This is a genomic window from Variovorax paradoxus, from assembly GCF_030811855.1.
Taxonomy (GTDB): domain Bacteria; phylum Pseudomonadota; class Gammaproteobacteria; order Burkholderiales; family Burkholderiaceae_C; genus Variovorax; species Variovorax paradoxus_L.
This window is the reverse complement of the sequence record NZ_JAUSRN010000006.1, coordinates 244,755-268,088: the sequence shown is the minus strand read 5'-3', so window position 1 is coordinate 268,088 and position 23,334 is coordinate 244,755. Positions and strand designations below refer to the sequence as shown.

Genomic DNA, 23,334 nt, shown 5'->3' with positions numbered 1-23,334 from the left:
GCAACCGCGCGCCTTGCTTGCCTCTTTATTCGTAAACCACCGAGGCTTTTCCAGCTTCCGCCTGCGCCGTCCAGCTCGCGAGCGCTGCGTCGGTCGGGAAGAACTTGGCGCGCTCGCCAAGTTGCAGTTCGACCTGCGCACCACCGCGCGCCATCGAGAGACGCACCGGTAGCCCCTGCACCAGGTCGCCATGCTCGCTTTGCTCGGTGCGCGGAGGAAAGTCTTTCACCAGGCGGGCGATGTCGGGCGCCTTGCCGTTCACGGCTACCCGCAGGAACTTGCCGAAGCGACAGCGCGCCGTGGCCAGGTCCCACACCTGCTGCACCTGAAAGCGTGCCTCGAAACCGCCGCGCCCCGGCTGCAGCCGGCCGCTCACGATCACCAGTTCGTCGTCCTTCAAGGTGTTGCGGTTCGCGTTGATCAGCGCCTCGTCGGCGGTGGCGTCGATCGAGTCCGACTTGTCGTCCAGCTTGAAGATCGCCAGGCGCCCGCGCTGGCCGTTGATCACGCGGAAATCGCTCACGATGCCCGCGATCACCTGCTGCTCGCGAGTGTCCATCAGGTCGCCGATCTCGCGCTTGCAAAAACGCCGCACCTCGTGCGAAACCTCGTCGAACAGATGGCCCGAGAGATAGAAGCCCACGGCCGTTTTCTCGTAGGTGAGCCGCTCCTTCACGCCCCAGGGCGTGGCGTCGACCAGCTCGGGCTCCTGCGTGGCCGAGCCGTGCTCGCTGTCGCCGAAGATGTCGACCTGCGCCGCATTGGCCTCGGTGGCCGACGCGAACTCGAAGGCGCGGTCGACCGAAGCGATCAGCGATGCGCGGTTCTGCTGGATCGCATCGAAGGCGCCGGCCTTGATGAGCGCTTCGACCGTGCGCTTGTTGATGCGCTGGCGATCGATGCGCACACAGAAGTCGAACAGGCTCTTGAACGGCCCGCCTTCTTCGCGCGCCCGAACGATGGCTTCGACCGCCAGCTGGCCGGTGCCCTTGACGGCGCCCAGGCCGTAGCGAATCACCTTGTCGGTGACGGGCTCGAAGCGGTAGTTGCCGCGGTTCACGTCCGGCGGCTCGAAGGTGATGCCGAAATTTTTCTGCGCGTCTTCGAACAACACCTTGAGCTTGTCGGTGTCGTCCATTTCCACGGTCATGTTGGCGCAGAAGAACTCGGCCGTGTAGTGAACCTTGAGCCAACCGGTGTGGTACGCCAGCAGCGAGTACGCGGCGGCGTGCGACTTGTTGAAGCCGTAGCCCGCGAACTTCTCCATCAAGTCGAAGATCTCGTCGGCCTTGTCCTGGGGAATGCCGTGTGTCGAGAGTGCACCCGCGCGGAATTTCTCGCGGTGCTCGGCCATCTCCTCGAGCTTCTTCTTGCCCATTGCGCGGCGCAGCAGGTCGGCGCCGCCGAGCGAGTAGCCGCCCAGGATCTGCGCGGTCTGCATCACCTGCTCCTGGTAGACCATGATCCCGTAGGTCTCCGACAGCATCTCGGCCACGGCCGGGTGCGGATACTCCACCTCTTCGCGGCCGTGCTTGCGCGCCACGAAGCTCGGAATCAGGTCCATCGGGCCCGGACGGTACAGCGCGTTGAGCGCAATCAGGTCTTCCAGGCGCGTGGGCCGTGCGTCCTTCAGCATGCCCTGCATGCCGCGGCTTTCAAACTGGAACACCGCCTCCGTCTTGCCCTCGGAAAACAGCTTGTAGGTCTCGCGATCGTCCAGCTTGATGTTCTCGTACGCGAAGTTCTCCTGGCCCTTGTGGCGCTTGACGATGAACTCTTTCGCAATCTCGAGGATGGTGAGCGTCGCGAGACCCAGAAAGTCGAACTTCACGAGGCCGATGGCCTCCACGTCGTCCTTGTCGTACTGGCTCACGGCCGAGTCGCTGCCGGGCTGCTGGTAGAGCGGGCAGAAATCGGTGAGCTTGCCGGGCGCAATCAGCACGCCGCCCGCATGCATGCCGATGTTGCGGGTCATGCCTTCGAGCTTTTGCGCCAGCTCGACCAGCATGCGCACTTCTTCTTCCTTCTCGATGCGCGCCGCAAGCTGCGGCTCCATCTCGATGGCGTAGTTGTTCTTGTCGCCTTCCACTTTCGGATTCGGCGGGTATTGGATCGTCACCGGCTGGCCCGGCTTGTTCGGAATCAACTTGCTGATGCCATCGCAGAACATGTAGCTCATGTCCAGCACGCGGCCCACGTCGCGAATGGCGGCGCGCGCGGCCATGGTTCCGAAGGTGGCGATCTGGCTCACCGCGTCGCGGCCGTACTTGTCCTTCACGTAGTCGATCACGCGGTCGCGGTTGCCCTGGCAAAAGTCGATGTCGAAGTCGGGCATCGAGACACGCTCGGGATTCAGGAACCGTTCGAACAGCAGCTTGTACTCGAGCGGATCGAGGTCGGTGATCTTCAGCGCATAGGCCACCAGCGAGCCCGCGCCCGAGCCCCGGCCCGGGCCCACCGGACAGCCGTTGTTCTTGGCCCATTTGATGAAGTCGCCCACGATCAGGAAGTAGCCGGGGAACCCCATCTTCAGGATAGTGTTGATCTCGAACTCCAGCCGCTCTACGTAGCGCGGCCGCTCGGCATCGCGCTTGGCGACGTCGGGGTAAAGATGCGCAAGACGCGCTTCCAGACCTTCAAACGACTCCTGGCGGAAAAACTCGTCAATCGGCATACGAACGCCTTCGCTGACGAAGGGCGTCGGAAAGTCGGGCAGCTGCGGCTTGCCGAGCACCAGCGTCAGGTTGCAGCGCTTGGCAATCTCGACCGTATTGGCGAGCGCGCTCGGCACGTCGGCAAAGAGCGCTTCCATCTCGGCGCTCGACTTGAAATATTGCTCTTCGGTGAACTTGCGCACGCGGCGTGGGTTGCCGAGGATTTCGCCTTCCGAGATGCAGACGCGCGCCTCATGTGCCTCGTAGTCCTGGCGTTCGGCAAACTGCACCGGATGCGTGGCGACCACCGGCAGGCGCAGCCGGGCTGCGAGCTTCACGGCGGCAACCACATGCGGCTCGTCTTCGGGGCGTCCCGCGCGTTGCAACTCGATGTAGAAACGGTGCGGGAACATGCCCGCCAGCTGAAGCGCCAGTTCGGCGGCGCGTTCTTCCTGCCCCTGCAGCAGCGGCGCGCCCAACGGGCCGGCCTGCGCGCCCGAAAGCGCGATCAGCCCGCCCTGCAGTTCCTCGAGCCATTCGAGCTTGCAGGCCGCCTGCGACTGGCCCCGGCCCACGTTCTGCGTCCAGGCACGCGCCAGCAGCTCCGACAGGTGCAGGTAGCCTTCCATGTTCTGCACCAGCAGCACGATGCGCGTGAGCACGCCGGGCTCCTTGCCCAGCCCCTCGATGAAAATCTCGGCGCCGATGACCGGCTTGACGCCCTTGCCTCGCCCCTCTTTGTAGAACTTGACCGCGCCGAACAGGTTGTTCAGGTCGGTGATAGCGAGTGCGGGCTGCTTGTCGGCAGCGGCCGCCTTGACCACTTCGTCGATTCGGTTGGTGCCGTCGACGACGGAAAACTCGGTGTGCAGGCGCAGGTGAACAAACATCCTCCTATTGTAGAAACCGGCACCCCACGATGTGAGTTGGCGATCCCTACAATTGCGCCCCGTGCAAGAGATTTTGAATATTGCGGCTTACAAATTCGTAGCCATCGACGACAGCCCCGTGCTGCGTGAAGACCTGCGCGAGCGCGCCCAGGCCCTGGGCCTCATGGGCACCATCCTGCTGGCGCCGGAGGGCATCAACCTGTTCCTGGCGGGCCTTCCCGACGCCATCCGAAGCTTTGTGGCGGGCCTCCGCGCCGATTCGCGCTTTGCCGACCTCGAAACCAAGGAAAGCTGGTCCGCCGCGCAGCCCTTCCGCCGCATGCTGGTGAAGCTCAAGCGCGAGATCATCCGCATGGACCACCCGGCCATCCAGCCGGCCGCCGGGAGAGCGCCGGGTGTGGACGCCCCCACCCTCAAGCGCTGGCTCGACCAGGGGCACGACGATGAAGGCCGCGAGATCGCGCTGCTCGACACGCGCAATGCCTTCGAGGTCGACGAAGGCACTTTCGACGGCGCGATCGACTGGCGCATCAGCAAATTCACCGAATTCCCGCCCGCGCTGAAGGCGCATCGCGCAGACTTTGCTGGCAAGACGGTTGTGAGCTTCTGCACCGGCGGCATCCGCTGCGAGAAGGCGGCCATCCTGATGCGCGAGGAAGGCGTCGAGAACGTGCTGCAGCTCGAAGGCGGCATCCTGAAGTATTTCGAAGAGGTTGGCGGTGCGCACTACCACGGCGACTGCTTCGTGTTCGACGGCCGGCGCGCGCTGGCGCCCGACCTGAGCGCACGCGCGGCCGATGCCAGCGCACGCGCCTCAGAAGATCCCGACCTGGCGCTGAAGCACTGAACCTCGCGGCGCGAGGCGTTCTTTGCCGCGGACGCGTCAGACCGGTGTGGTGCCCACGTCCGGCTCGCGCACGCCGAAGGGCTTGCCCGGCAGCGGGATGAATTCGGTCTCTCCGGGCACATGGCCCATGCGCTGCGCAGCCCAGTCGGAGCCGGCTTCGAGAATGCGATCGCGCCGGCTCGAAACAAAATTCCAGGTGATGTAGCGCGGGCCGTCGAGCGCCTCGCCGCCAATCACCATCAGGCGCACGGCGGTCGTCGAGCTGAGCACTGCGCCCGCGTCGTCCGGCAGCACCGCCATGGTGTGCGCGGGAATCGGCTCGCCATTGACGCTCGCATCGGCATCCACTGTGTAGACGGCCAATTCTGGCGCCAGTGCGGGCAGCTCGAAACGCCCACCCGCGGGCAATGCGATGTCGAGGTAGATCGTTTGCGACAGCGTCTTGACCGGTGAGCGCTTTCCGAAAGCCTCGCCCACCAGCACGCGCACCGCCACGCCCTGCTCCACCAGTTCCGGAATGGCACCGGCCGGCGTGTGCTCGAAGCTCGGGTCGGTTTCTTCATGCACCTGCGGCAAGGCGGCCCAGAGCTGCAGGCCATGGTTCACATAGGTGTCGGCCTTGAGACGCTCGGGCTTGCGCTCGGAATGCACGATGCCGCGCCCCGCCGTCATCCAGTTGATGGCGCCGGGCAGGATCTCCTGCACGCTGCCGAGGCTGTCGCGATGCATCATCGCGCCCTCGAAAAGATAGGTGACGGTGGAAAGGCCGATGTGCGGATGCGGCCGCACGTCGTGCTGGGCGCCGGGCTGCTCTGTGGCCGGGCCGAAGTGGTCGAAGAAGACGAAGGGCCCTACGGAGCGGCGGTTCGCGGCCGGCAGCAGGCGCCGTACCTTGAAGCCGCCGCCGAGGTCCTTGTCAGCGGGATGCAGCGATAGAAGCGAGTCCATGCTGCATCATGCCTCAGGCCTTGCCGGCTGCCCAGCGTGCCGACGCCTTGGCCACGCGCTCGCCGAACAGGCGCGCGGTGTCGAGATCGCCCTGCGCCATTTCGGCCGGGGAGGCATCCGAGGGCGACTGCGCCATGGCGCCGCTGAACGAAGCCACGTAGTTGATGTCGTTACGCTGCGCCGCCTTGGTGTTGCTCGGCATGATGGCCGTGCCAACCCAGACGCCGCCTTGCTGCATGGCGAGCGTGAACAGGTAGTGCAGGGTCGAGAGCTTGTCGCCGTTCATCGATGCGCTGTTGGTGAAGCCGGCAAACATCTTGTCCTTCCAGGCTTGGGCGAACCAGGCCTTGGACGACGCATCCGCGAACTTCTTGAACTGCCAGCTCACGCTGCCCATGTAGGTGGGCGAGCCCATGATGATGGCGTCGGCGGAATTCAGTAGCTCCCAGCCGCCGGCGGGCAGGTTGCCGTCGGCATCGATCTGCACCAGCTCTGCGTTGGCACCTTCTGCCACGGCCTGGGCCATGCGTTGCGTATGGCCGTAGCCCGAATGAAAAACGACTGCGATCTTGGTCATGAAGTTATTTTGAGTCTGGTTGAAAAAGAAGTCAGGTGGGGTGACCGACGGAAGGTATCAGCGCTTGTCGATGCTGAAGCGGCCGGCACCGAAGGCCACGAAAGCGAGCAGGCCACCGGTGACGGCAATGTTCTTGAAGAACATCAGCTGGTTCACGAAGGCCTTGTCGGCGGGCATGCTCCAGTAGTTGTGGAACAGCACCGATGCCACCACGGTGAAGATTGCCAGCACCAAGGCCGCAAAGCGTGTCTTGAAGCCGACGAGCAGCATCAGTCCCAGGCCCAGCTCCACGATGATGGCAATGACCGCCGCAACCTGCGGCAGCGGTGCGCCAACGGACGAGATATACCCTACGGTCCCGGCAAAGCCCATGAGCTTGCTGAAGCCTGCCGGCACGAACAAGAGTGCCAGCAGCACGCGGCCGACGAGGGACAGAGTGTCCTGTGCCGCATTGGGGGTGGTGGCTGCGGCTGCGTTGAAAGTGGTGGTTGCCATGATGAAGTAACTCCTTGGTTATCGATTGATTGAATGAAAGAACAGGGAAAGCAAGACAGATGCCGGGCGGCGTGCGCCCGGCGCGGGGATCAGGCGGCCAGGTCGAACACCAGCACTTCGGCATCCTTGCCGGCGCCGAGCGTGAGCTGCGATTCGCCTTCGAGCATCGCGGCGTCGCCGCCTGCGAGCTTCTGGCCATTGACTTCGAGTTCGCCGCGCACCAGATGCACGTAGCTCTTGCGCTTGGGATCGAGCGCCAGGCTGGCCTTCTCGTCGCCGTCGAGCAAGCCCGCGAAAAGGCGCGCATCGGCATGCACGGTCACCGAACCGTCGGCGCCGTCGGGCGAGGCCACCAGGCGGAGCTTGCCGCGCTTCTCAGCGTCGCTGAATTTCTTCTGCTCATAGCCAGGCGCGATGCCGCGCACGTTCGGCTCGATCCAGATCTGCAGGAAGTGCGTGGTCTCGTCGGCCTTGTGATTGAACTCGCTGTGCATCACGCCGCGGCCCGCGCTCATGCGCTGCACGTCGCCCGGCGGAATGGATTCCACATTGCCCATGCTGTCCTTGTGCGCCAGTTCGCCCGAGAGCACGTAGCTGATGATTTCCATGTCCTTGTGGCCATGGGTGCCGAAGCCGGCGCCCGCGGCCACGCGGTCTTCGTTGATCACCCGCAGGTTGCCGAAACCCATGTAGGCCGGGTCGTAGTAGCCGGCAAAAGAAAAGCTGTGGAACGAGCGCAGCCAGCCGTGGTCGGCATAACCGCGTTCCTGTGATTTACGGACTTGCAACATTGTCGAACTCCTTGGCCCTTCCCCGAGGGGATGCTCGGGCCTTCTTCGTATGCCGCGCCGGATGCGCAGCGGATGTGAAGAACTTTAGGCCCGCACCCCGGCTGCAAAAGCGCTGGGTTTTGATGGCATCATTCAAATTTTTTGATCAATCAAACAACCGTGGAATCGCCATGCCCAGCGCCAGAGACGTACTGACCCCCGACGCGCTCGCCATGCTGCAGACCGTGGCCAGCACCGGCAGCTTTGCGGGCGCGGCGCGTGAGCTCAACCTGGTGCCCAGCGCGCTCAGCTACCGCGTGCGCCAGATCGAGGACGCGCTCGACGTGCTGCTGTTCGACCGCAGCACGCGCCAGGCCCGCATCACCGAAGCCGGTGCCGAACTGCTGCGCGAGTCAACGCGGCTGCTGGGCGAGATCGATGCGGTCGCCAACCGCGTGAAGCGCGTGGCCACCGGCTGGGAGCCGATGCTCACCATTGCCGTCGACAGCGTGATCGCACGCGATCCGCTGCTCGACCTGGCCACCGCCTTCTTCGCGCTCGACCCGCCCACGCGGCTCAAGCTGCGCGACGAAACCCTGCTCGGCACCATCGAGGCGCTGACCAGCGGCGAGGCCGACCTGGCCGTGGGCGCCGTGCTCGACGCAGCGAGCCTGGCCTTCACCGCTACCGGCATCCGCAGCCGGCCCATCGGCGAGCTGTGTTTCGTCTATGCCGTGGCCCCGCACCATCCGCTGGCGCGCCTGCCCGAGCCGTTGACCGATGCGGTACTGCGCCAGCACCGCGCGGTGGCGGCCGCAGATTCCGTGCGTAGCGGGCCGGGCATGACGGTCAATCTCGTCGGTGGACAAGACGTGCTCACGGTGCCGAGCATGCATGCCAAGCTGGCGGCGCAACTGCACGGCCTGGGCGGCGGCTTTCTGCCCGAGCCCATGGCACGGCCTTACATCGAGGCCGGCCACCTGGTCGAACGCAAGACCGAACGCCAGCCGCCGCTTGCGACCATGCACTGCGCGTGGCGCGTGCGCAGCGCGGGCGGGCCCGGCCGCGCGCTCGAATGGTGGCTCGCGCAATTCGAGCACGAGGCCACGCGGCGCGCGCTGCTGGAGCGGCACCGGGGGCGCTGAGCCCAGCCGCCCCGGAGCGCCTCTTCCAGACCGTTGTAGAGTCCGGACACATCCATCGTCTCCCCCGCACAAGAAAAGATCCCTCATGACCACTCGCGCAACCGCAAAGACGGCAAAGGCAGCAAAGGCGGCCGACCGCCACCGAACGCCCGCCACTCCACGCCACTACGCCGTCGTCGGCGCCGGCATTGCCGGCGTGGCCTGCGCCCGAACCCTGGTGCAGGCTGGCCACAAGGTCACGGTGTTCGAACGCGAAGCCACGCCCGGCGGGCGCATGGCGAGCGTCGACACCGCGTTCGGCCGCTTCGACAGCGGCGCGCAGTATTTCACCGTGCGCGACCCTCGCTTTGCGTTGGCACTGGAAGCCACGCCCAATCTCTGCCGCCCATGGAGCGCCAACCTCGTGCGCGTGCTGGACGCGCATGGCCGCGTGGCCGAGGCGGCCCTGCCCGGCCGCGAATCGCACTGGGTGGCCCAGCCCGGCATGGATGCACTGGTGGGCCACTGGGCCGCACCACTCGGCGGCAGCCTGGTGCCCAATACGCAGGTCACGCAAATCGAACCCGATGCGCTCGATGCCAAGCGCTGGCAGCTGCGCACTGCGGGCGAAGGCGATTCGCAGCACGTGTACTCGGGCTTCGACGGCGTGCTGCTGGCCGTGCCGCCTTCGCGCACGCGCGTGCTGCTGGGCGACGGCAAGATCTCCGCGTCCGTCAGCCAGAAGATCGAGCCGGTGCGCATCGCGCCGTGCTGGACGCTGATGATCGCCTTCCCACAGGCCAACCAGCCCACCATGTCGCACCTGGGCCCGCAATGGAATGCCGCGCGCAGCACTCACCACCGCGTGGCGTGGCTCGCGCGCGAGTCGTCCAAGCCCGGCCGCGAACGCGTCGAGCGCTGGACGCTGCAGGCCAGCGCCGCCTGGTCGCAGGAACACCTGCGCGACGATGCAGCGCGCGTCCAGGCCAAGCTGCTGCGTGCCTTCGCCGAGATCACCGGCATCCATGCCGCGCCCACGCACGCTCAGGCGCGCTGCTGGACCGAAGCCCAGACCCAGGTTCCCGTCGGCAAGAGCCACCTCTGGGACGCCAAGGCACGCATCGGCGTGGCCGGCGACTGGTGCACCGGGCATCGGGTCGAAGACGCTTTCCTCTCGGGCCTTTCGCTGGCGCTGGCAGCGGCCTGAGCCACCAGGGATGCGGGAGACCGGCCGCTTCGCGCCCTCGCCCACCGGCCCGCTGCATGCCGGCTCGTTGGTGGCCGCGCTTGCGAGCTGGCTCGACGTGCGCGCCCGCGGCCCGCAGGCGCGCTGGCTGATCCGCATCGAAGACGCCGACACCGAACGCTGCCTGCCCGGCATGGGCGAACACATCCTCCGGCAACTGGCCGACTGCGGCCTGCTCCCCGATGAAACGCCGGTGTGGCAGACAGAGCGCACCGCCCGCTATGACGCGGCGCTTGCCAGGCTGCAGGCCCTCGGCCTTGCCTACCCCTGCGGCTGCTCGCGCAAGGACATCGACGAGGCGCTGGCGCGCCTTGGCCGGCCGCACACGCGTCACGGGGAACGGGTCTATCCCGGCACCTGCCGCAACGGCCTGCACGGCAAGCCCGCGCGCGCTTGGCGCTTTGCCACCGAAAAATTCGAATCGACACAGCCGGCGCTGCCGGGCGGCGAACTCTGCTGGAGCGACCGCCGCCTCGGCCGCCAATGCCAGCACGTCAGCCGCGAGGTCGGCGACTTCGTGCTGCGCCGTGCCGACGGCCCCTGGGCCTACCAGCTCGCGGTGGTGGTCGACGACGCGGGACAGGGCGTGACCGACGTCGTGCGCGGCGAAGACCTCGTCGACAACACGGCACGCCAGATCCTGCTGCAGCGCGCGCTCGGGCTGCCCACGCCCAGCTACCTGCACACGCCGCTGGTGCGCGGCGCCGACGGCGACAAGCTCTCCAAGCAGAATGGCGCGACCTCCATCGATACCGCAACGCCCGATGCCGCACTGGCCTCGCTCGATGCCGCGGCGCGCGTGCTTGGCCTGGGCGCTGCGCAGGGGGGCACGTGTGCCGCGGCACTGGCCGGCTGGGTGCCCGAATGGCGCCATCTCTACAATTCGCGGCCGTAATGACCTCTTCCGACACCGTGCCCCACGACCTTCCACCCAGCGACGACGACGCGGGCGACGACGACAACAAACCGCACCCGCTGCACCGCCGCCTCAAGAGCTTCGTGAAGCGCGCCGGCCGCACCACCGACGGACAGGCGCGCGCCTTTGCCGAACTCGGTCCGCTGTTCCTCATTCCCTACAAGCCAGAGCCGCTCGACCTCACCGCAGCTTTCGGCGGCCGCGCCGCGCCGACCGTGCTCGAGATCGGCTTTGGCATGGGCGAAGCCACCGCGCACATCGCCACGGTGATGCCCGAGACCAACTTTCTCTGCTGCGAAGTGCACGAGCCCGGCGTGGGTGCGCTGCTCAAGCGCATTGGCGAGCAGTCGATCACCAACATCCGCATCTGCGCGCACGATGCGGTCGACGTGCTCGACCACATGCTGCAGCCCCATTCGCTGGCCGGCGTGCACGTGTTCTTTCCCGACCCGTGGCACAAGAAGCGGCACAACAAGCGCCGGCTGATCCAGCCCGAGTTCGTGAAAAAGCTTGCCGAGCATCTGCGACCGGGCGGCTACATCCATTGCGCCACCGACTGGCAGCCCTACGCCGAGCAGATGCTCGAAGTGTTGTCCGCGGAACCGCTTCTGCGCAACACGGCCGGGGACTACGCACCCAAGCCAGACTACCGGCCACTGACCAAGTTCGAGAACCGGGGCCTCAAGCTGGGCCACGGGGTCTGGGACCTGGTGTTCCAGCGCGTCTGAGTGGCCGCCGTGTTCGCCAGCAGCCGCGGCTACCTTCACCCCGCGTCTTCGCGCTCTATCCCTGGGGAGCATCGAGAGACCACACCGGCGAGCGGGTGCCGGATACGGGGCATCGGCGCGGCCACCGCGCTGGCGCTGCGTCAAGCGTTGCCCTGAACGCGCATGTAGAGGTTCATGTCATTTCGATGTTCCTCGGCCAGCCGACGATGCTCGGCGAGGACGTCATCCATTCGCTCCATGGACAATTCCGCGTAAGTAACGGCGACCTGGTCTCGGATCATTGAAGCCATCCGGTGCAAGGCATGGGCAAACAGTCGCAACGCAATAGCCTCGACATACAGGGCATCCGATGCGCACCGGGCGGTACGGTATGCATGTGCAGCTTTGCGTTCCTCCTGTGAGCCACGCTCGCATTGCAGAAAGTTCATCAGTTCTTGTGCGGTGGTTTGTTCCGCGTTGGTAGCCGCCGCCAACACGGGGTGTACCCACTCGCCCATCCCTACCGCATCCGCACGTGCGCCAAGAGGCGGCCAAGCCGGCGCGCCCGCGTACCAGGGCGACTGAGCGCAATCCGACGCCAGTTGCCCGGCCCGTTGACGAGCCTCCTTGTTCTCCGGCGCCACAGCCTGCCAGGCGGCAAAGCGCGTGCGTTGCGCGTCGAGAAGATTGCGCAAAGCGCCTGTCAACCTGTCCCCACCCGGGTCGTCCAGCAAGTACACGATGTTCACGGCCAGATGAATCGCGTCCTGGGCTAGCGCCTGCGCACCGAAATCGTGTTCCTGGAGCAGCGCAGAGATTGCGACCGCATGCAGGTCTGCCAGTGCATTCAGCCCGTACCAGGCATAGAGATTAGTGGCGGTTCCCTGGCTAACCTGGAGTTGTCCGACGCCGTGTGAGAGTTCTGTTTGACTGCGCTGCATGACCGGAAGGTGGCGGCGCAGTGCGTGCAGGCTGCTCGCCCACACCTCGTTTTGCGCCATGCGGCGCTTTTCTTTTTCGTTCATTGCTTGGCTCTTGTCGACGTGCCTCTTGGCGTGGATTGCAGCATGTTCTTGGCGCTTTGGTCGCCGGTTTCACAGCATTGCCGCCCCTCATGGGATTGTTCAGGTCGAGCACGATCATGGATTGCGCTGGCGCCCGGAGAGCAGAGGCTGTCAGCCCAGCATCGGCCCCTGCTGCTGGTTGGCTTGCGCTGCGGCCTGTGCCTGATATTGGGCGCGATCGGTCGCGCGCTGCTGGTCGAACTGCTGCACTTCCTGCATGGTCTGCTGCACGCTGGGCGCGGGCTGCGTGACGTCGACGGTGGTGCCGGGGCCGAACAATGAACGGGATAAAAAGTGAAGCTTTCCTTCCCTGCCCACGACATGGGCCAGATCATCGGGCTGCTTGATGCCTGACTTGTAGCAGGCCGCCGTTAGATGCGAGAGCAACTCCGGCGCCGTGCGTTGTGGAAGCCCGTCTTTGAGAGTGTTGTACAACGCATTTTGGGGATGACTCGGGTCGCTGAATTCGCGCAGCAACGGGCGGCTTGTATCGGCCACGGCAGTGGCGGATATCTGCTTGCCGTGCGTGCCGGCCTCCAAATCTTGCCGGGTGTCGCGGCCTTGCGCGATCTGCGTCGTCCCAGGCTGATCGCGCTGATCCCTCTCGTCGCGCTCATCACGCCGCGCCAGGCCGTCGTGTCCGCGCTCTGCGGCCATGCGCGCCATCTGCTGGTGCATCTGGGCCAATTTGGCCTGCGCCGCAACGGCCTGGGCCTGTGCCGCGGCCGCCTGGGCTTGCGCTGCGGCCACCTGGGCTTGCGCCGCCGCAATGGTTGCGGCATCGCCTGGAGGGTTCGAGTGCACCGGGGCCGCCACTGAGGCGTGGGTTGAGGCGTGGGTTGTCGGCGAGTGCATCGCCTCGGCACCAGCGGCCGGCCGCGCAGGGCTGACATGCGCCTGTGCCACAGGCGCCTCCTCCAGCAAACGCCTTGGCGAATGGTCCTGTGCGCGTTCCTGCGTACGTTCCTGCACGCGCTCCTGCGTGCGCTCCACCGAGGGCTGTGGCAGCTTGGGCTCGTTCTTGAACCGCTCCCTGTCCTGCGCCAGCGCAATCTCCAGGTCACGCATCCGGGCCTGCTCCTGCGCCAGGTGCATCCGGTACAACTGGCTGCCCTTGTCCATCTGGGATGTATCCAGCTTGCCCACCGGCCGCAACGAGCCCGCAGAAATCTGCTCGGGTTCGTCGCGGCGCCGGTGCGCCTCGGCAAAACTCATGCCGCCCGGCGTGGGCACGATGCGCGATTCATGCGTGGTGATGCGCTCGATCTGCTGGGGTGTCAGGTGGCCGCTCGTAGGCTGCTGCTGCCCGGGCGGCGTCGTTTTCTGGGGCGGTTGTTGGTGCTTTAGCTCTTGCCGCTGCATGTCCTGGAACTTCTGCTCCACCAAGGCCGCCCCATACTGGCGGTTGGTCTGCACGTGGCCTTGATGTTCCTTGTCCAGCCGTGCCAGCTCTTCTCCCTTGGCGGTCAGCGTCCGGGGGATGTAGTCCTTGCCCTCGAGGCCAGACATTTCCACATGGTCGGTGCGGGTGAACGCCCCCTGGGGGCTGCGCTCCCAGGTCTGGCCGGTGGCCGGGTCTTTCACATGGATTTCGCTGGGCAAGCGCAAGAGCTGTGTCACGGATTCGGGCACGGGTCTGTCATCCCGCGCAAAGCCTCTGCCGACGTAGTCGGTCATGTAGGCCTTGGCGAGGTTTTCCGAATAGTACGCATTGGCATCGCGGCGCACCGCGGAAATCTGATCGAGCTGCTTGCTTAGGTCGGGGGCAGCGCGTTCGTCATGGGTCAGAACAGCGCCAAAGTCTCCTACGGGGATGGCAGTGCCGTAGGGCCCTTGGTCGGTGACCTCGGTCACCCAGCCGTCTTTGGTCAGGCGATAGTCGCTCTTTTGCCCCTGGGGGTCTTGCAGGGTGATGTTCTGCGGATCGAGATGCTGAGGCCGAGCCAGCGCGAGTTCGGTGATGGCGCTGGTGCGCTTGTATTCGAGGGTGTTGATCTGGTCCGGGGCAGCGGGCTGGTTCTTGTGAACCCAGTTGGACTGCTCCCAATGGCCATGGGTGTGCGCGTAGGTGTTGCCATCGTCGCCCACCTGGTGATTCATTTGGTACTTGGTGTACGCGCGGCCAATGGCTTCGCCACCAAAGGCCCCGATGGTGCCGCCGACCGCGCCGGTGACCAGGGCGCCGGGACCGGTGAAAGAGCCCGTGGCTGCGCCGTAGGCCGCGCCTGCGGCAAAGCCCGCAGCCAGGCCGCCACCGGTGCGGCCGACGTATTCGTGCAGCAGGGCGTCGGCGCCGAATTGGTTGCCCTGGGCGGTCAGGGCGTTGTATTGACTGGCGGTCGTGAGGGCGTCGTAGCCCAGCAGGGCGACGCTGGCCACGCCGCCGCCTTTGACGAGGGTTTGGAAGCCGGGTTTGGTGCCAATGGAGGCATCGGCCGCGCCAAGTTGGGCCAGGCGGGTGCCAATGGACTTGGGCGGCGCGTGCCCCAGTTGCTCGGTGGCCGCCGCCTCGGAACGGGCGCGGAGCCTTTGCACCTCCTGAATATCTTCCGCGCTGGCGCTGCGGCCTGGGCGAATGACGTTTCGGGTGATCTTGTCAAAATCTCTGAGATGCGTATCCCATTGCTCGGGCGTGAGGGGCTTGCTGCGCTCGCCCTCCAGGGCCGGGCGACCTGCCGGCCCATGTTCCCATTGGCCGTTCTTTAATTCATTTTGATAAATAGCCTTGCCGTTGCGGTCGTAGATGCCGACACGGTCAGATAGTTTTCGGGCTTCGATTCGTTCGACACTGTCCAGAACACCCTTGTAGGCGGAGTCGTGACCATCCTTGGGGACCCAGCGGCCGTAATCGTCTTTCTTTTTATCTGACTCATATCGACTGTGCACGCTTTGCCAACTGGTGCGCTCATTCGTTGCGACCACGCGCACATCGGTGGTGTAGCCGGCAGCTTTGTACTCCTGCAACCGCGCTGCGGCATTTTCTGGGGTGCGCAGCGTGCCTTCGAGAATGACATTGAGCTTGTGCTCTCGACCATACTTTTCGAGCTTTTCAGCCCAAATGCCGGCGTCCTCGTGGGTGAAGCTCGATGAGGTGCGGTCGTTGGCTATGTTTAATTTCTCGAACGCCGGATGGTATTCCCGAAAATCGTCCGGTGAAATCTTGAGAGCACCGCCCTGATGCGTCAATTCGCGTTCGACGCCGCCCATGGTGCGGCTTTTTCCGGCCCCGGGTTGGCCGCCGATGATGACCATTGTGGGGTGTTCGACCGGATGAAGGTTGGAGCCGATATTTTTTATTTTTTCCGGAAGAATTTCTTCGCGAAAAATCCGCTCGTTCTCCACCTCCGAGAGTCGATAGGGATTAGAACCAGCCATGGAGGACTCCCTTGTTTCGCAAATAAAGGAAGATTTGATTGAGGACAACGTATTTCAAATCAATCGCTTTAACGGCATCATTGTCATCAATGTCGATCGAATTGAATTCGCGGTAAGCCATTACTCGCAGATCCATTAATCTGTTCTTACGAACTTTATCTGGGAAGGTTAGTTTTTCTTCTTCATATCCTTCGGAGATAGATCGAGCCTTCCATGCCTTAACCGAGCCTTCCGCACTTTCATAGTTGTCGGCAGCATCATCCGAGCGATCTTCTTCAATCAGCTTGATGATTTTCTTGATTTCCCTGCTGCTCAGATCAAATTCCTCATGAATCTGATCCAGCGTGAAGCTGCCGCCATTGTCTTTGGCGAGTTTCAAAATCCGATCCCAATAATCTCTCTCGGAGGCGGGGGGGTTGTTCATTCGTTGCCCTTTCGAAGTGTTTGTTTCAGGCAATACTGAGCATGACATGCGCCTGTGACATGCCCTTGGGCTTCACATGACAATGCCGGAAGTGTCACAGGGAGGCACCATTTTCTGCCATTTTGATAGGGCGTATAACGCCCAACCGATGGGCATCGCCATGCATTTTGGCATGCGACTTGATTCGCCCGATCAATCTCTTATTCCCAGCATGAGTGTCCGCCAGAGCTTGGCAATATTTGCTGATTTTTCTTTTTTCGCAAAATCCAATAACGAAGAATATGCCTTGCACTGCTCTTGTGGTGGTGTTTTTTCATCGAGAGCATTTAGAAAATCCTTCTTTTTAAAAGTGCCACTGGATTTTTCCATTTCAGTCAAATATGAAAGGAACTCTTTTGAGGTAAAGGTCAATTTTGCATTACTCCCATTTTTAAGCCCACTGATACCGCTCGCAAGTAAGCTGCTCTCAGCATTTTGAAGATCTGAACGCACATCGATTGGCAAATTTAAATTGGCGAACTTCGCATTGATCCAGGAGTCGCAATTGGCCGCATCTAATTTACTGAAAAATTCAATTCTCCGGATGGCGAATTCCGCAACAACTTCATCATCTGCAAATGGCAAATACTTGCCTACCTTGGCGAAGAGAAGTCCCAAGAGCGGTTGCGCATCATTGGTGTCTTTGAAGTTATTGGACGACTTAATTATTGCATGTAGCTCGCTGCGAAATTTCGGGTCAACTTCAAGTAGCAGTTTATAGGTCGTGTTTTTATTTTTCAATTCGATAATTGTTGCTTCTGCTAGCTCATCGGCTGATTTTGGCTGAGTGGCGGTGATTAAAGGCATCTCTCCAGTGATATCGGGCTCTGAAAATAAAAGTGCAATATTTGGCGCTAGATTCATGCATGCAATCATGCAAGCCAAGGGGATCCATTTTTTATGGTAAATTCTGTTCAGGGCGAAACCCATTCCCACTCCAATTGCCGAGCCAAAAATCATCCAAAAGATCCACTGTGTCATTTCCACTTAATACCTCCCGTTTGCATGTTTGATTTAATGTTCGTGAATGAAATAAATCTGATAGATTGATAATCGGTCACCGTATTCGGCCGGCCAAGCTGGCTGAGCCGGTTGAGCAAGGCTCAATGCCGTTTCGAGTGGAACCTGGTCTCACACTCGGTTTGAGTGATGTCATCCAGCCCAAAACCAGTCACCGATGGCTCCCTGCTGAGCGCCATCGTCTTGATCCTCGCCGGCGCCATGCTCGCCCGCTCCTTGAAAACCTTGTCCTTGAAGAACCAGTTCTTGTGGGCCCGGATCGGCTTGCAGCCTTCATAGAAGATCAATTCCTCGTCGGCGGGCAGCTCCTTGATCTCCTGCGGCAGAAAGAGGGCTCGGCGCTCTTCGGTGTAGTTGGTCGAGACCTGGTTGGAGCCGCCGCCTCGGCTGGTGCTGCGGTGCTCCTTGCGGATGGTCTTGTAGCCCAGCATTTCGCTGTATTCAGCCGCATCGCTTTGCTCGCGTGGCGCAAACACGATCTGCGCGCCGTGGTTGGTGATGAAGTTCTGTGCGTCGTTGTCGCCGTAGGCCGAGCGCAGCTGAGCGCGGCTTTGCACGATGCACAGGTCGCGCACACCGTAGCTGGCCGAGATCGAGATGCGCTTGGCCCACACATCCACTCGCCCCATGGCGGTGAATTCGTCCATCAGCATGAGCATCTGGTATTTCAAATCCGGCTCGTCACCCAGTTGCTTGGTGAGGTTGTTGCCGATCACGCTGCTGAAGAAGATGTTCAGCAGCTTGCCGCTTTCATCGAGCTTGTTGGTCGGGATGTCGACGTACAGCGTGGTCGGATGTTTGCGGATGGCGGTAATGTCGAAATCGGTCGCGTTGGTGGCAGCGGCCAGCACCGGACTGAGGAACTGCTGCAGTGGCGCCTGCATGGTGGCGATCACCGAGGAGAAGGTTTGCTCGGCCAGGCCGGCGAGGTTGCCAAAGACGGTGCGCGTTTGCACGCTGACGAAACTGGACTCTTGCGGGTTGTCCACGATTTCTTTGAGCATCGCCAGAGTGCCCCGGCCGTCGGTGCCGCTGGACAGGCGCAGGATGCGTTCAAGACTGGGAAAGTTCTCGTCGGTGTTGGGGTCCTGGGCGCGCACGAGAATCCGACCCCAGTGGTCCCATACCTCGAACATGTATGAGGCGAAGGCGGTGAAGGCGGCGCGGCTTTGGCTCGTCCAAAAAGGGTCTTTGCCAGGCTCGTCCGGGTAAAGAATGGCGGCGATGGTCTGGATTTCGCCGATGCGCTTGCCCGCATCCATACCCACCAGCAGGGTGAAGGCGTTGAAGCGGTGGGTCTTTCCCTGGTCGTCGTAGGGGGCCCACACATAGATGGTGTGACCCTGTGCCGCGCGCCAGCCGCTGGTGGCTTTGCGCAGTTCGCCTTTGAGGTCGAGCACGACCATCGAGTGCAGATACGACAACAGTACCGGGATGGCGATGCTGGTGGTCTTGCCTGAACGGGTCGGACTGACCGTGATGACGTGCTGAGCGCCGCCCAGCCACAGGTACTGGCCTTTGTATTTGCCGATGAGGATGCTTTGCGGGGTCTGCTTGAGCAGGCCGGCTTTCTTGAGATCGGAAAGTTCGGCGAAGCTGGCGTCGCCGTGCAGGGATTCGGCCTTGGCTCGAAAGAGTGGGATGAGCAATGCGGCCCAGCCCAACAGGGGTACGCCGAAGCCTATGGCGCCGCTGAGCTTGATCTTGGTAGCGTAGGGGGCGTACTGCGGCAGGTCTGTCGCCTGAATATATTGCCACCACGTGTTCCAGGTCAGCGGTGCATTGCGCAGATCGAGGATGAGCAGAACAAGGTAATTGGAGAGGAACCAGCCACCTGCCAAGACCCCCAGAAGTATCACCAACGCGAAAAGTACCTTGCTTTTGCTCATATCCTGCGCCATCTCCCTTTTAATAAGGAAATGCTTATACAAGGCGAGGCAGCCTCAGCAGGTTGTGCGATAGGCCGCTGAACGTAAGACTGCGGCGCTGTTGCCAAATTCTTCACGCATTGGAGCTGCCTGCGATCTGGTGGGCACCCATAAAGGCCGCAGCAATGAGGTTGAAGCTGACATGGCTGCAGCTGGGCACGCTCACCAAGCGCATGGAAAACACGACGGACCGTGCCCTCCGGCCTTGAGGCCGACGCTTCTTCAGGGCCTCAGGGCCTTCGGTCCAAGGCTGCTCGCAACTCGGTTGCAAGCTGTTGCGCGTGCACGGCGGAGCCGACATTGGTGAAGCCCATCAGCAATCCTTCGCCTCGGAAAGCCTTTGTGCCTCGTCGAGAGAGCGGCTGGCAGTTCAGGCCCGCAAGCTGAGCGCGGCGTGCCAGTTCCTCGTCGCTTTCGCTGCGCCGGTCGAAGCGCGCGATGAGGTGCATGCCGCCGCTTTGCAGGTCGATGCGCACGTCTTCGCCAAAGGACTTCCGCAATGCGGCCGCGAGCATGGCGCGACGGCGCGCATAGAGCAGGCGCATCTTCTTGAGATGCCGGGAGAAGTGGCCTTCGCGCATGAAGTCGGCCACCACGGCCTGCGTGATCTGCGGGCTTCCGTTGGACCACGTTGCCGCGGCTGTGGCGAAGGCATCGCGCAGTGAGTCGGGCGCCACCACATAGCCCAGCGCCAGGCCAGGGTACAGCACCTTCGAGAAGCTGCCCGCATACAGCACGCGATCGTGCCCGTCGAGGCTCTTGAGCGCGGGCAGCGGTGGGCCGGCGTAGCGGTACTCGCCGTCATAGTCGTCCTCGACGATCCATGCCTTTGCCGCCGAGGCCCAGTCGAGCAGTTGCAGCCGGCGCGCGAGCGACATCGAGACCCCCAACGGCGCCTGGTGCGAAGGCGTGACGATGGCCATCTTCGCCTTTGCAGCCTTGCGCATGCCGCGAGCCACGTCCATGCCTTCCTGGTCCACTGGCACGGGCACGGGGAGCTGGCCGGCACCGCGCAGCACTTCGTGCGTGGGCGTGTAGCCCGGGTCTTCCACCCACACGCGATCGTCTCTCGCAAGCAGCGTGCGCGAGATGAGCGCCAGCGATGCGCGGTAGCCGCCCGTCACGAAGACCTGCGACGGATCGCATGGAACGCCGCGCGACACCCGCAGATAGGCCGCAATGGCCGCGCGCAGCGCCGGATGGCCCGAAGGATCGCCATAGAACATGTCGGCGGCGGTCATCGCCCTTGCGCGCCGCGCGGCCAGGCGCGCCCAGAGCTTGCGCGGAAAGGCATCGAGCGCCGGAATGCCCAGCTGCAATGGCGGCGGCGGGACGGGTTCGGCCAGTGCCTGGCCGAGGAAGGCCGCCGCCCCGGTTCTTTGGGGCCCGCGCCGCGACGCCCGACGCACTGGAAGCGAAGGCGAAACCACCGTGCCCGCCTGGCCCAGCGGCGAAAAATAGCCTTCGCCCGAAAGCTGGGTGTAGGCCGTCTCGATGGTGCCCCGCGCCACACCCAGTTCACTTGCGAGGCTGCGTGCCGATGCCACGCGATCGCCCGGGCGAAGCACCCCATGTTCGATGGCCGCCCTGAAGCGCTCGTAGACCTGCCGGTACAGCGGAGCGAGTGCCGTGCGGTCGATCTCCAGGTGGGCCGCGCTAAAAGTCTTTTCTCGAATCATGGCCTAGTCATTTTGAGGAATCTTGGCTCTTTCGAGTGTGGCATGCAAAACCTAAGCTCGACTCGTCGAACAACCAGCGGAAAGCAGGAGATGCGATGAGCGAGAAAATTTTCCTTGCGGGTGCGGCCGGCGCCATCGGCACCGCGCTGGTCCCGCTGTTGATCGAGGCTGGCTACACCGTGTACGGCAGCACCCGACGCCCCGAACGCGCGCACGCGCTGGAGGCGCGCGGCGCTCGGCCTGTCATCGTCGACGTGTTCAACGCCGAAGCTCTGCGCGTGGCACTGAAGCGCATTGCGCCGATGGCCGTGATCCACCAGCTCACCGACCTGCCGCGGGACCTCGACCCCAAGCTGATGGCCGACGCCGCCCACGGCAACGCACGCGTGCGCACCGAAGGCACGCGCAACCTCGTGGCCGCGGCGCTGGCGGCCGGCAGCCGCCGGCTGGTGGCGCAGAGCATCGCCTGGATGTACGCACCGGGCCCCCTGCCCCACGTCGAAGAACACCCCCTCGATCTCGAGGCCGAAGGCATCCGCCGTGTCAGCGTGGACGGCGTGGCTGCTCTCGAGCGCAGCGTGCTCGCCGCCGCGGGCCTCACGGCCACGGTGCTGCGCTACGGGCAGTTGTACGGGCCGGGCACATGGAATTCCGGTCCCAAAGGCACATGTCCCGTCCACGTGGAGGCCGCGGCCTGGGCGGCGGTGCTGGCGCTGCAGCATGCGGAAGGCGGCGGCATCTTCAACATCGCCGAGGACAGCCCCGAGGTCAGTAGCGAAAAGGCGAAGCGCAAACTCGGCTGGAACGCATCGCTTCGGTTGCGGCTGCGCCAGCGCCAGGGTGTGGCATCGTGAAGCCGGCCCGGATTCATCGCATCCCGCTGGGTTCCGGGATCGCGGCGCTTTCGCTTGTGCTGGCCGCAGGCTGGGCGCTGATGCCCAATGGCGACCGGCAGGACGCGGTGCAATGGTTCGCCGACGTATGCAGCGGCGTCGCCCGGCCGATGTTCTCTTCCGCCCCGGCGCCCGCGGGCTCGGGCGCCGATGCACGTCCTGCGATTTCATCCAAGGTGCTGTCGTGCGAATCGCTGCCCAACGTGCCGGGCAAGTCGGTCACCACGGTCCTCGTCGACTTTCCGCCGCTCGCCTATTCGCCGGCCCATCGGCATCCGGGCTCGGTGACCGCGATCATTCTCGAAGGCACGATCCGCTCGCAGCTGGGCGGCGGGCCGGTGGGCACCTACAAGAGCGGCGAGACTTTCTTCGAGCCGCCGCGCACGCTCCATCTCTTTGCGGAGAACCCTGATCCCGTGCGCCCCGCCAAGCTGGTGGCCGTGTTCGTCACCGACGAGAGCTGCGGACCGCTGGTGCTGCCGCCCGACGCGGACTGAAAGGCGCGTAAACCCATCTTTTCCGCGGGCACCGAACTTGCTACACTTTTTTACTAATTTGTATGAAAGGTGGCACATGAACGGCTCTCGAAGGAAAGTGATGAAGGCGTGCGGGGCAATGCTGCTGGGCGGCGGTCTTCCTCTTTCGGCGCTTTCTCAATCCACCAAGGCGGTAGCAGCGGGCACACGGGTGGTGCTGCTGGGCCAGTCGGTGCCCCTGACCGGCGCGGCCGGCGAGATCGGGCTGGCCTTTGCCGCGGGCAGTCGACTCGCAGTGGGTGAATTCAACGAGCGCAATGCCTCCAGCGGCATCCAGCTCAAGCTGCTGCAGCTCGACGACGGCTACGACGCGGCCCGCGCCGGCGCCAACGCACGCACTCTCCTGGGCGCCGACAAGGCCGACATGCTGTTCGGCTTCGTGGGCACCGCCAGCAGCGCTGCCGGAGCGAGCGTGGCGACGCAGCAAGGTAGCCTGCTGTTCGCGCCCTTTGCCGCAGCGGACACGCTGCGCGAGGCGAGCCACCCGAACGTGTTCCACGTCCGCCCGGGCATGATTGACGAAGCCCTGAAGATCGTTCGCCAGTGCGCCACCGTGGGGCAGACGCGCGTTGCGCTGGTGGGCGACGAAGACGCCATGGGCCGCGCCGGCTTGGCCGCCGTACAGCAGGCCATCACCGAACTTAAGCTGCCCGAGCTGGTGGCCACCGCCATGGTGCCCATGGGCGGCGGCGACAAGCTCGATACAGCGCTCAAGACGGTGCTGCAGCAGTCGCCCCAGGCCATCGTGCTGGTGTCACTCTCGGGCACCACGGCCAACGCGATCCGCAAGCTGCGCAAGAGCGGCTATGCCGGCAGCTTCATGGCCTTCTCGATCGTGGGGATCGATCCGCTCTACGCCGAGCTGGGCAAAGACATCGGTGGCATCGTGATCTCGCAAGTGGTGCCCTCGCCGCGGCCATCGGCGATTCCCATCGTCAAGGAGTACCGCGCCGCCCTCGACAACTCCGACCAGACGCCCTCGTACGAAGGCCTGGAGGGCTTCATTGCGGCCAAGGTGGTGGGCGAGGCAGTGCGCCGCGCGGGCCGCGCCTTCACGACCGCGAGCCTGCAGCGCGTGATGACCGCGATGACCGACTACGACGTGGGAGGCTTCCGCGTCAACTTGCGCCCGGGCCTGCGCGACGCATCGCGGAACATCGACCTGATCAGCATATCGGCCGACGGACGCGTGCTGCGCTGAA

19 protein-coding genes are annotated in these 23,334 nt (G+C 63.9%); 8 read left to right on the top strand and 11 right to left on the bottom strand.

What is annotated here, in order from left to right; translation table 11 throughout:
- Positions 1 to 25: 25 nt before the first annotated feature.
- The gene (gene dnaE, locus J2X92_RS14285) at positions 26 to 3,544 is read right to left on the bottom strand and encodes a DNA polymerase III subunit alpha (RefSeq protein WP_307576616.1); all 3,519 of its coding nucleotides are present in this window, start codon (positions 3,542 to 3,544) and stop codon (positions 26 to 28) included.
- 61 nt (positions 3,545 to 3,605) lie between these two features.
- On the opposite strand from dnaE, the gene J2X92_RS14280 reads away from it, so the two are divergent.
- Positions 3,606 to 4,391 carry a sulfurtransferase gene (locus J2X92_RS14280; protein WP_307576615.1) on the top strand — a complete coding sequence of 262 codons (786 nt, stop codon included), beginning with the start codon at positions 3,606 to 3,608 and terminating at the stop codon, positions 4,389 to 4,391.
- Positions 4,392 to 4,427: 36 nt separating this feature from the next.
- Here J2X92_RS14280 and J2X92_RS14275 read toward each other — a convergent pair whose 3' ends face one another.
- From J2X92_RS14275 to J2X92_RS14260, 4 genes are all read right to left on the bottom strand, one after another.
- A complete protein-coding gene (locus J2X92_RS14275; protein ID WP_307576614.1) occupies positions 4,428 to 5,339 on the bottom strand; it encodes a pirin family protein in 912 nt (303 codons plus the stop codon).
- Positions 5,340 to 5,352: 13 nt separating this feature from the next.
- Positions 5,353 to 5,916 carry a flavodoxin family protein gene (locus J2X92_RS14270; protein WP_307576612.1) on the bottom strand — a complete coding sequence of 188 codons (564 nt, stop codon included), beginning with the start codon at positions 5,914 to 5,916 and terminating at the stop codon, positions 5,353 to 5,355.
- A gap of 57 nt (positions 5,917 to 5,973) precedes the next feature.
- Entirely contained in the window at positions 5,974 to 6,411 is a 438-nt protein-coding gene (locus tag J2X92_RS14265; protein ID WP_307576611.1) for a DoxX family protein, read from the bottom strand.
- 89 nt (positions 6,412 to 6,500) lie between these two features.
- Positions 6,501 to 7,202, bottom strand: coding sequence for a pirin family protein (locus J2X92_RS14260; RefSeq protein WP_055806050.1), 702 nt, complete (start codon positions 7,200 to 7,202; stop codon positions 6,501 to 6,503).
- Positions 7,203 to 7,372: 170 nt separating this feature from the next.
- On the opposite strand from J2X92_RS14260, the gene J2X92_RS14255 reads away from it, so the two are divergent.
- The 4 genes from J2X92_RS14255 (at position 7,373) to trmB (ending at position 11,195) form a co-directional block, all read left to right on the top strand.
- Positions 7,373 to 8,326 (top strand): LysR family transcriptional regulator, encoded by a 954-nt coding sequence (locus tag J2X92_RS14255; RefSeq protein ID WP_055806744.1) that lies wholly within the window; start codon positions 7,373 to 7,375, stop codon positions 8,324 to 8,326.
- Positions 8,327 to 8,411: 85 nt separating this feature from the next.
- Entirely contained in the window at positions 8,412 to 9,512 is a 1,101-nt protein-coding gene (locus J2X92_RS14250; RefSeq protein ID WP_307576609.1) for an NAD(P)/FAD-dependent oxidoreductase, read from the top strand.
- Positions 9,513 to 9,522: 10 nt separating this feature from the next.
- Positions 9,523 to 10,446 carry a tRNA glutamyl-Q(34) synthetase GluQRS gene (gene gluQRS / locus J2X92_RS14245; RefSeq protein ID WP_307576607.1) on the top strand — a complete coding sequence of 308 codons (924 nt, stop codon included), beginning with the start codon at positions 9,523 to 9,525 and terminating at the stop codon, positions 10,444 to 10,446.
- Positions 10,446 to 11,195: a tRNA (guanosine(46)-N7)-methyltransferase TrmB gene (gene trmB / locus J2X92_RS14240; protein WP_307576605.1), complete on the top strand. Its 750-nt coding sequence runs from the start codon at positions 10,446 to 10,448 to the stop codon at positions 11,193 to 11,195. Before gluQRS ends, trmB begins: the two co-directional genes overlap by 1 nt.
- A gap of 140 nt (positions 11,196 to 11,335) precedes the next feature.
- Here the strand turns inward: trmB and J2X92_RS14235 are convergent, their stop codons facing one another.
- The 6 genes from J2X92_RS14235 to pdxR form a co-directional block, all read right to left on the bottom strand.
- The gene (locus J2X92_RS14235; protein WP_307576603.1) at positions 11,336 to 12,199 is read right to left on the bottom strand and encodes a hypothetical protein; all 864 of its coding nucleotides are present in this window, start codon (positions 12,197 to 12,199) and stop codon (positions 11,336 to 11,338) included.
- Positions 12,200 to 12,349: 150 nt separating this feature from the next.
- Complete coding sequence (locus J2X92_RS14230) at positions 12,350 to 15,613, bottom strand: zeta toxin family protein (protein ID WP_307576601.1); 3,264 nt, start codon at positions 15,611 to 15,613, stop codon at positions 12,350 to 12,352.
- The gene (locus J2X92_RS14225) at positions 15,600 to 16,037 is read right to left on the bottom strand and encodes a hypothetical protein (RefSeq protein WP_307576599.1); all 438 of its coding nucleotides are present in this window, start codon (positions 16,035 to 16,037) and stop codon (positions 15,600 to 15,602) included. Before J2X92_RS14225 ends, J2X92_RS14230 begins: the two co-directional genes overlap by 14 nt.
- Before the next feature lie 192 nt (positions 16,038 to 16,229).
- Positions 16,230 to 17,063 (bottom strand): hypothetical protein, encoded by an 834-nt coding sequence (locus tag J2X92_RS14220; RefSeq protein ID WP_307576598.1) that lies wholly within the window; start codon positions 17,061 to 17,063, stop codon positions 16,230 to 16,232.
- Between the two features lie 116 nt (positions 17,064 to 17,179).
- Positions 17,180 to 19,027: a type IV secretory system conjugative DNA transfer family protein gene (locus J2X92_RS14215; RefSeq protein ID WP_307576597.1), complete on the bottom strand. Its 1,848-nt coding sequence runs from the start codon at positions 19,025 to 19,027 to the stop codon at positions 17,180 to 17,182.
- A gap of 227 nt (positions 19,028 to 19,254) precedes the next feature.
- A complete protein-coding gene (gene pdxR / locus J2X92_RS14210) occupies positions 19,255 to 20,703 on the bottom strand; it encodes a MocR-like pyridoxine biosynthesis transcription factor PdxR (protein ID WP_307576595.1) in 1,449 nt (482 codons plus the stop codon).
- Positions 20,704 to 20,798: 95 nt separating this feature from the next.
- On the opposite strand from pdxR, the gene J2X92_RS14205 reads away from it, so the two are divergent.
- From J2X92_RS14205 to J2X92_RS14195, 3 genes are all read left to right on the top strand, one after another.
- Complete coding sequence (locus tag J2X92_RS14205) at positions 20,799 to 21,557, top strand: NAD-dependent epimerase/dehydratase family protein (RefSeq protein WP_307576594.1); 759 nt, start codon at positions 20,799 to 20,801, stop codon at positions 21,555 to 21,557.
- A complete protein-coding gene (locus J2X92_RS14200; protein ID WP_307576593.1) occupies positions 21,554 to 22,093 on the top strand; it encodes a cupin domain-containing protein in 540 nt (179 codons plus the stop codon). The genes J2X92_RS14205 and J2X92_RS14200 overlap by 4 nt, the downstream gene beginning before the upstream one ends.
- A 76-nt stretch (positions 22,094 to 22,169) precedes the next feature.
- Entirely contained in the window at positions 22,170 to 23,333 is a 1,164-nt protein-coding gene (locus J2X92_RS14195; RefSeq protein ID WP_307576591.1) for an ABC transporter substrate-binding protein, read from the top strand.
- The last annotated feature ends 1 nt before the right edge of the window (position 23,334 follow it).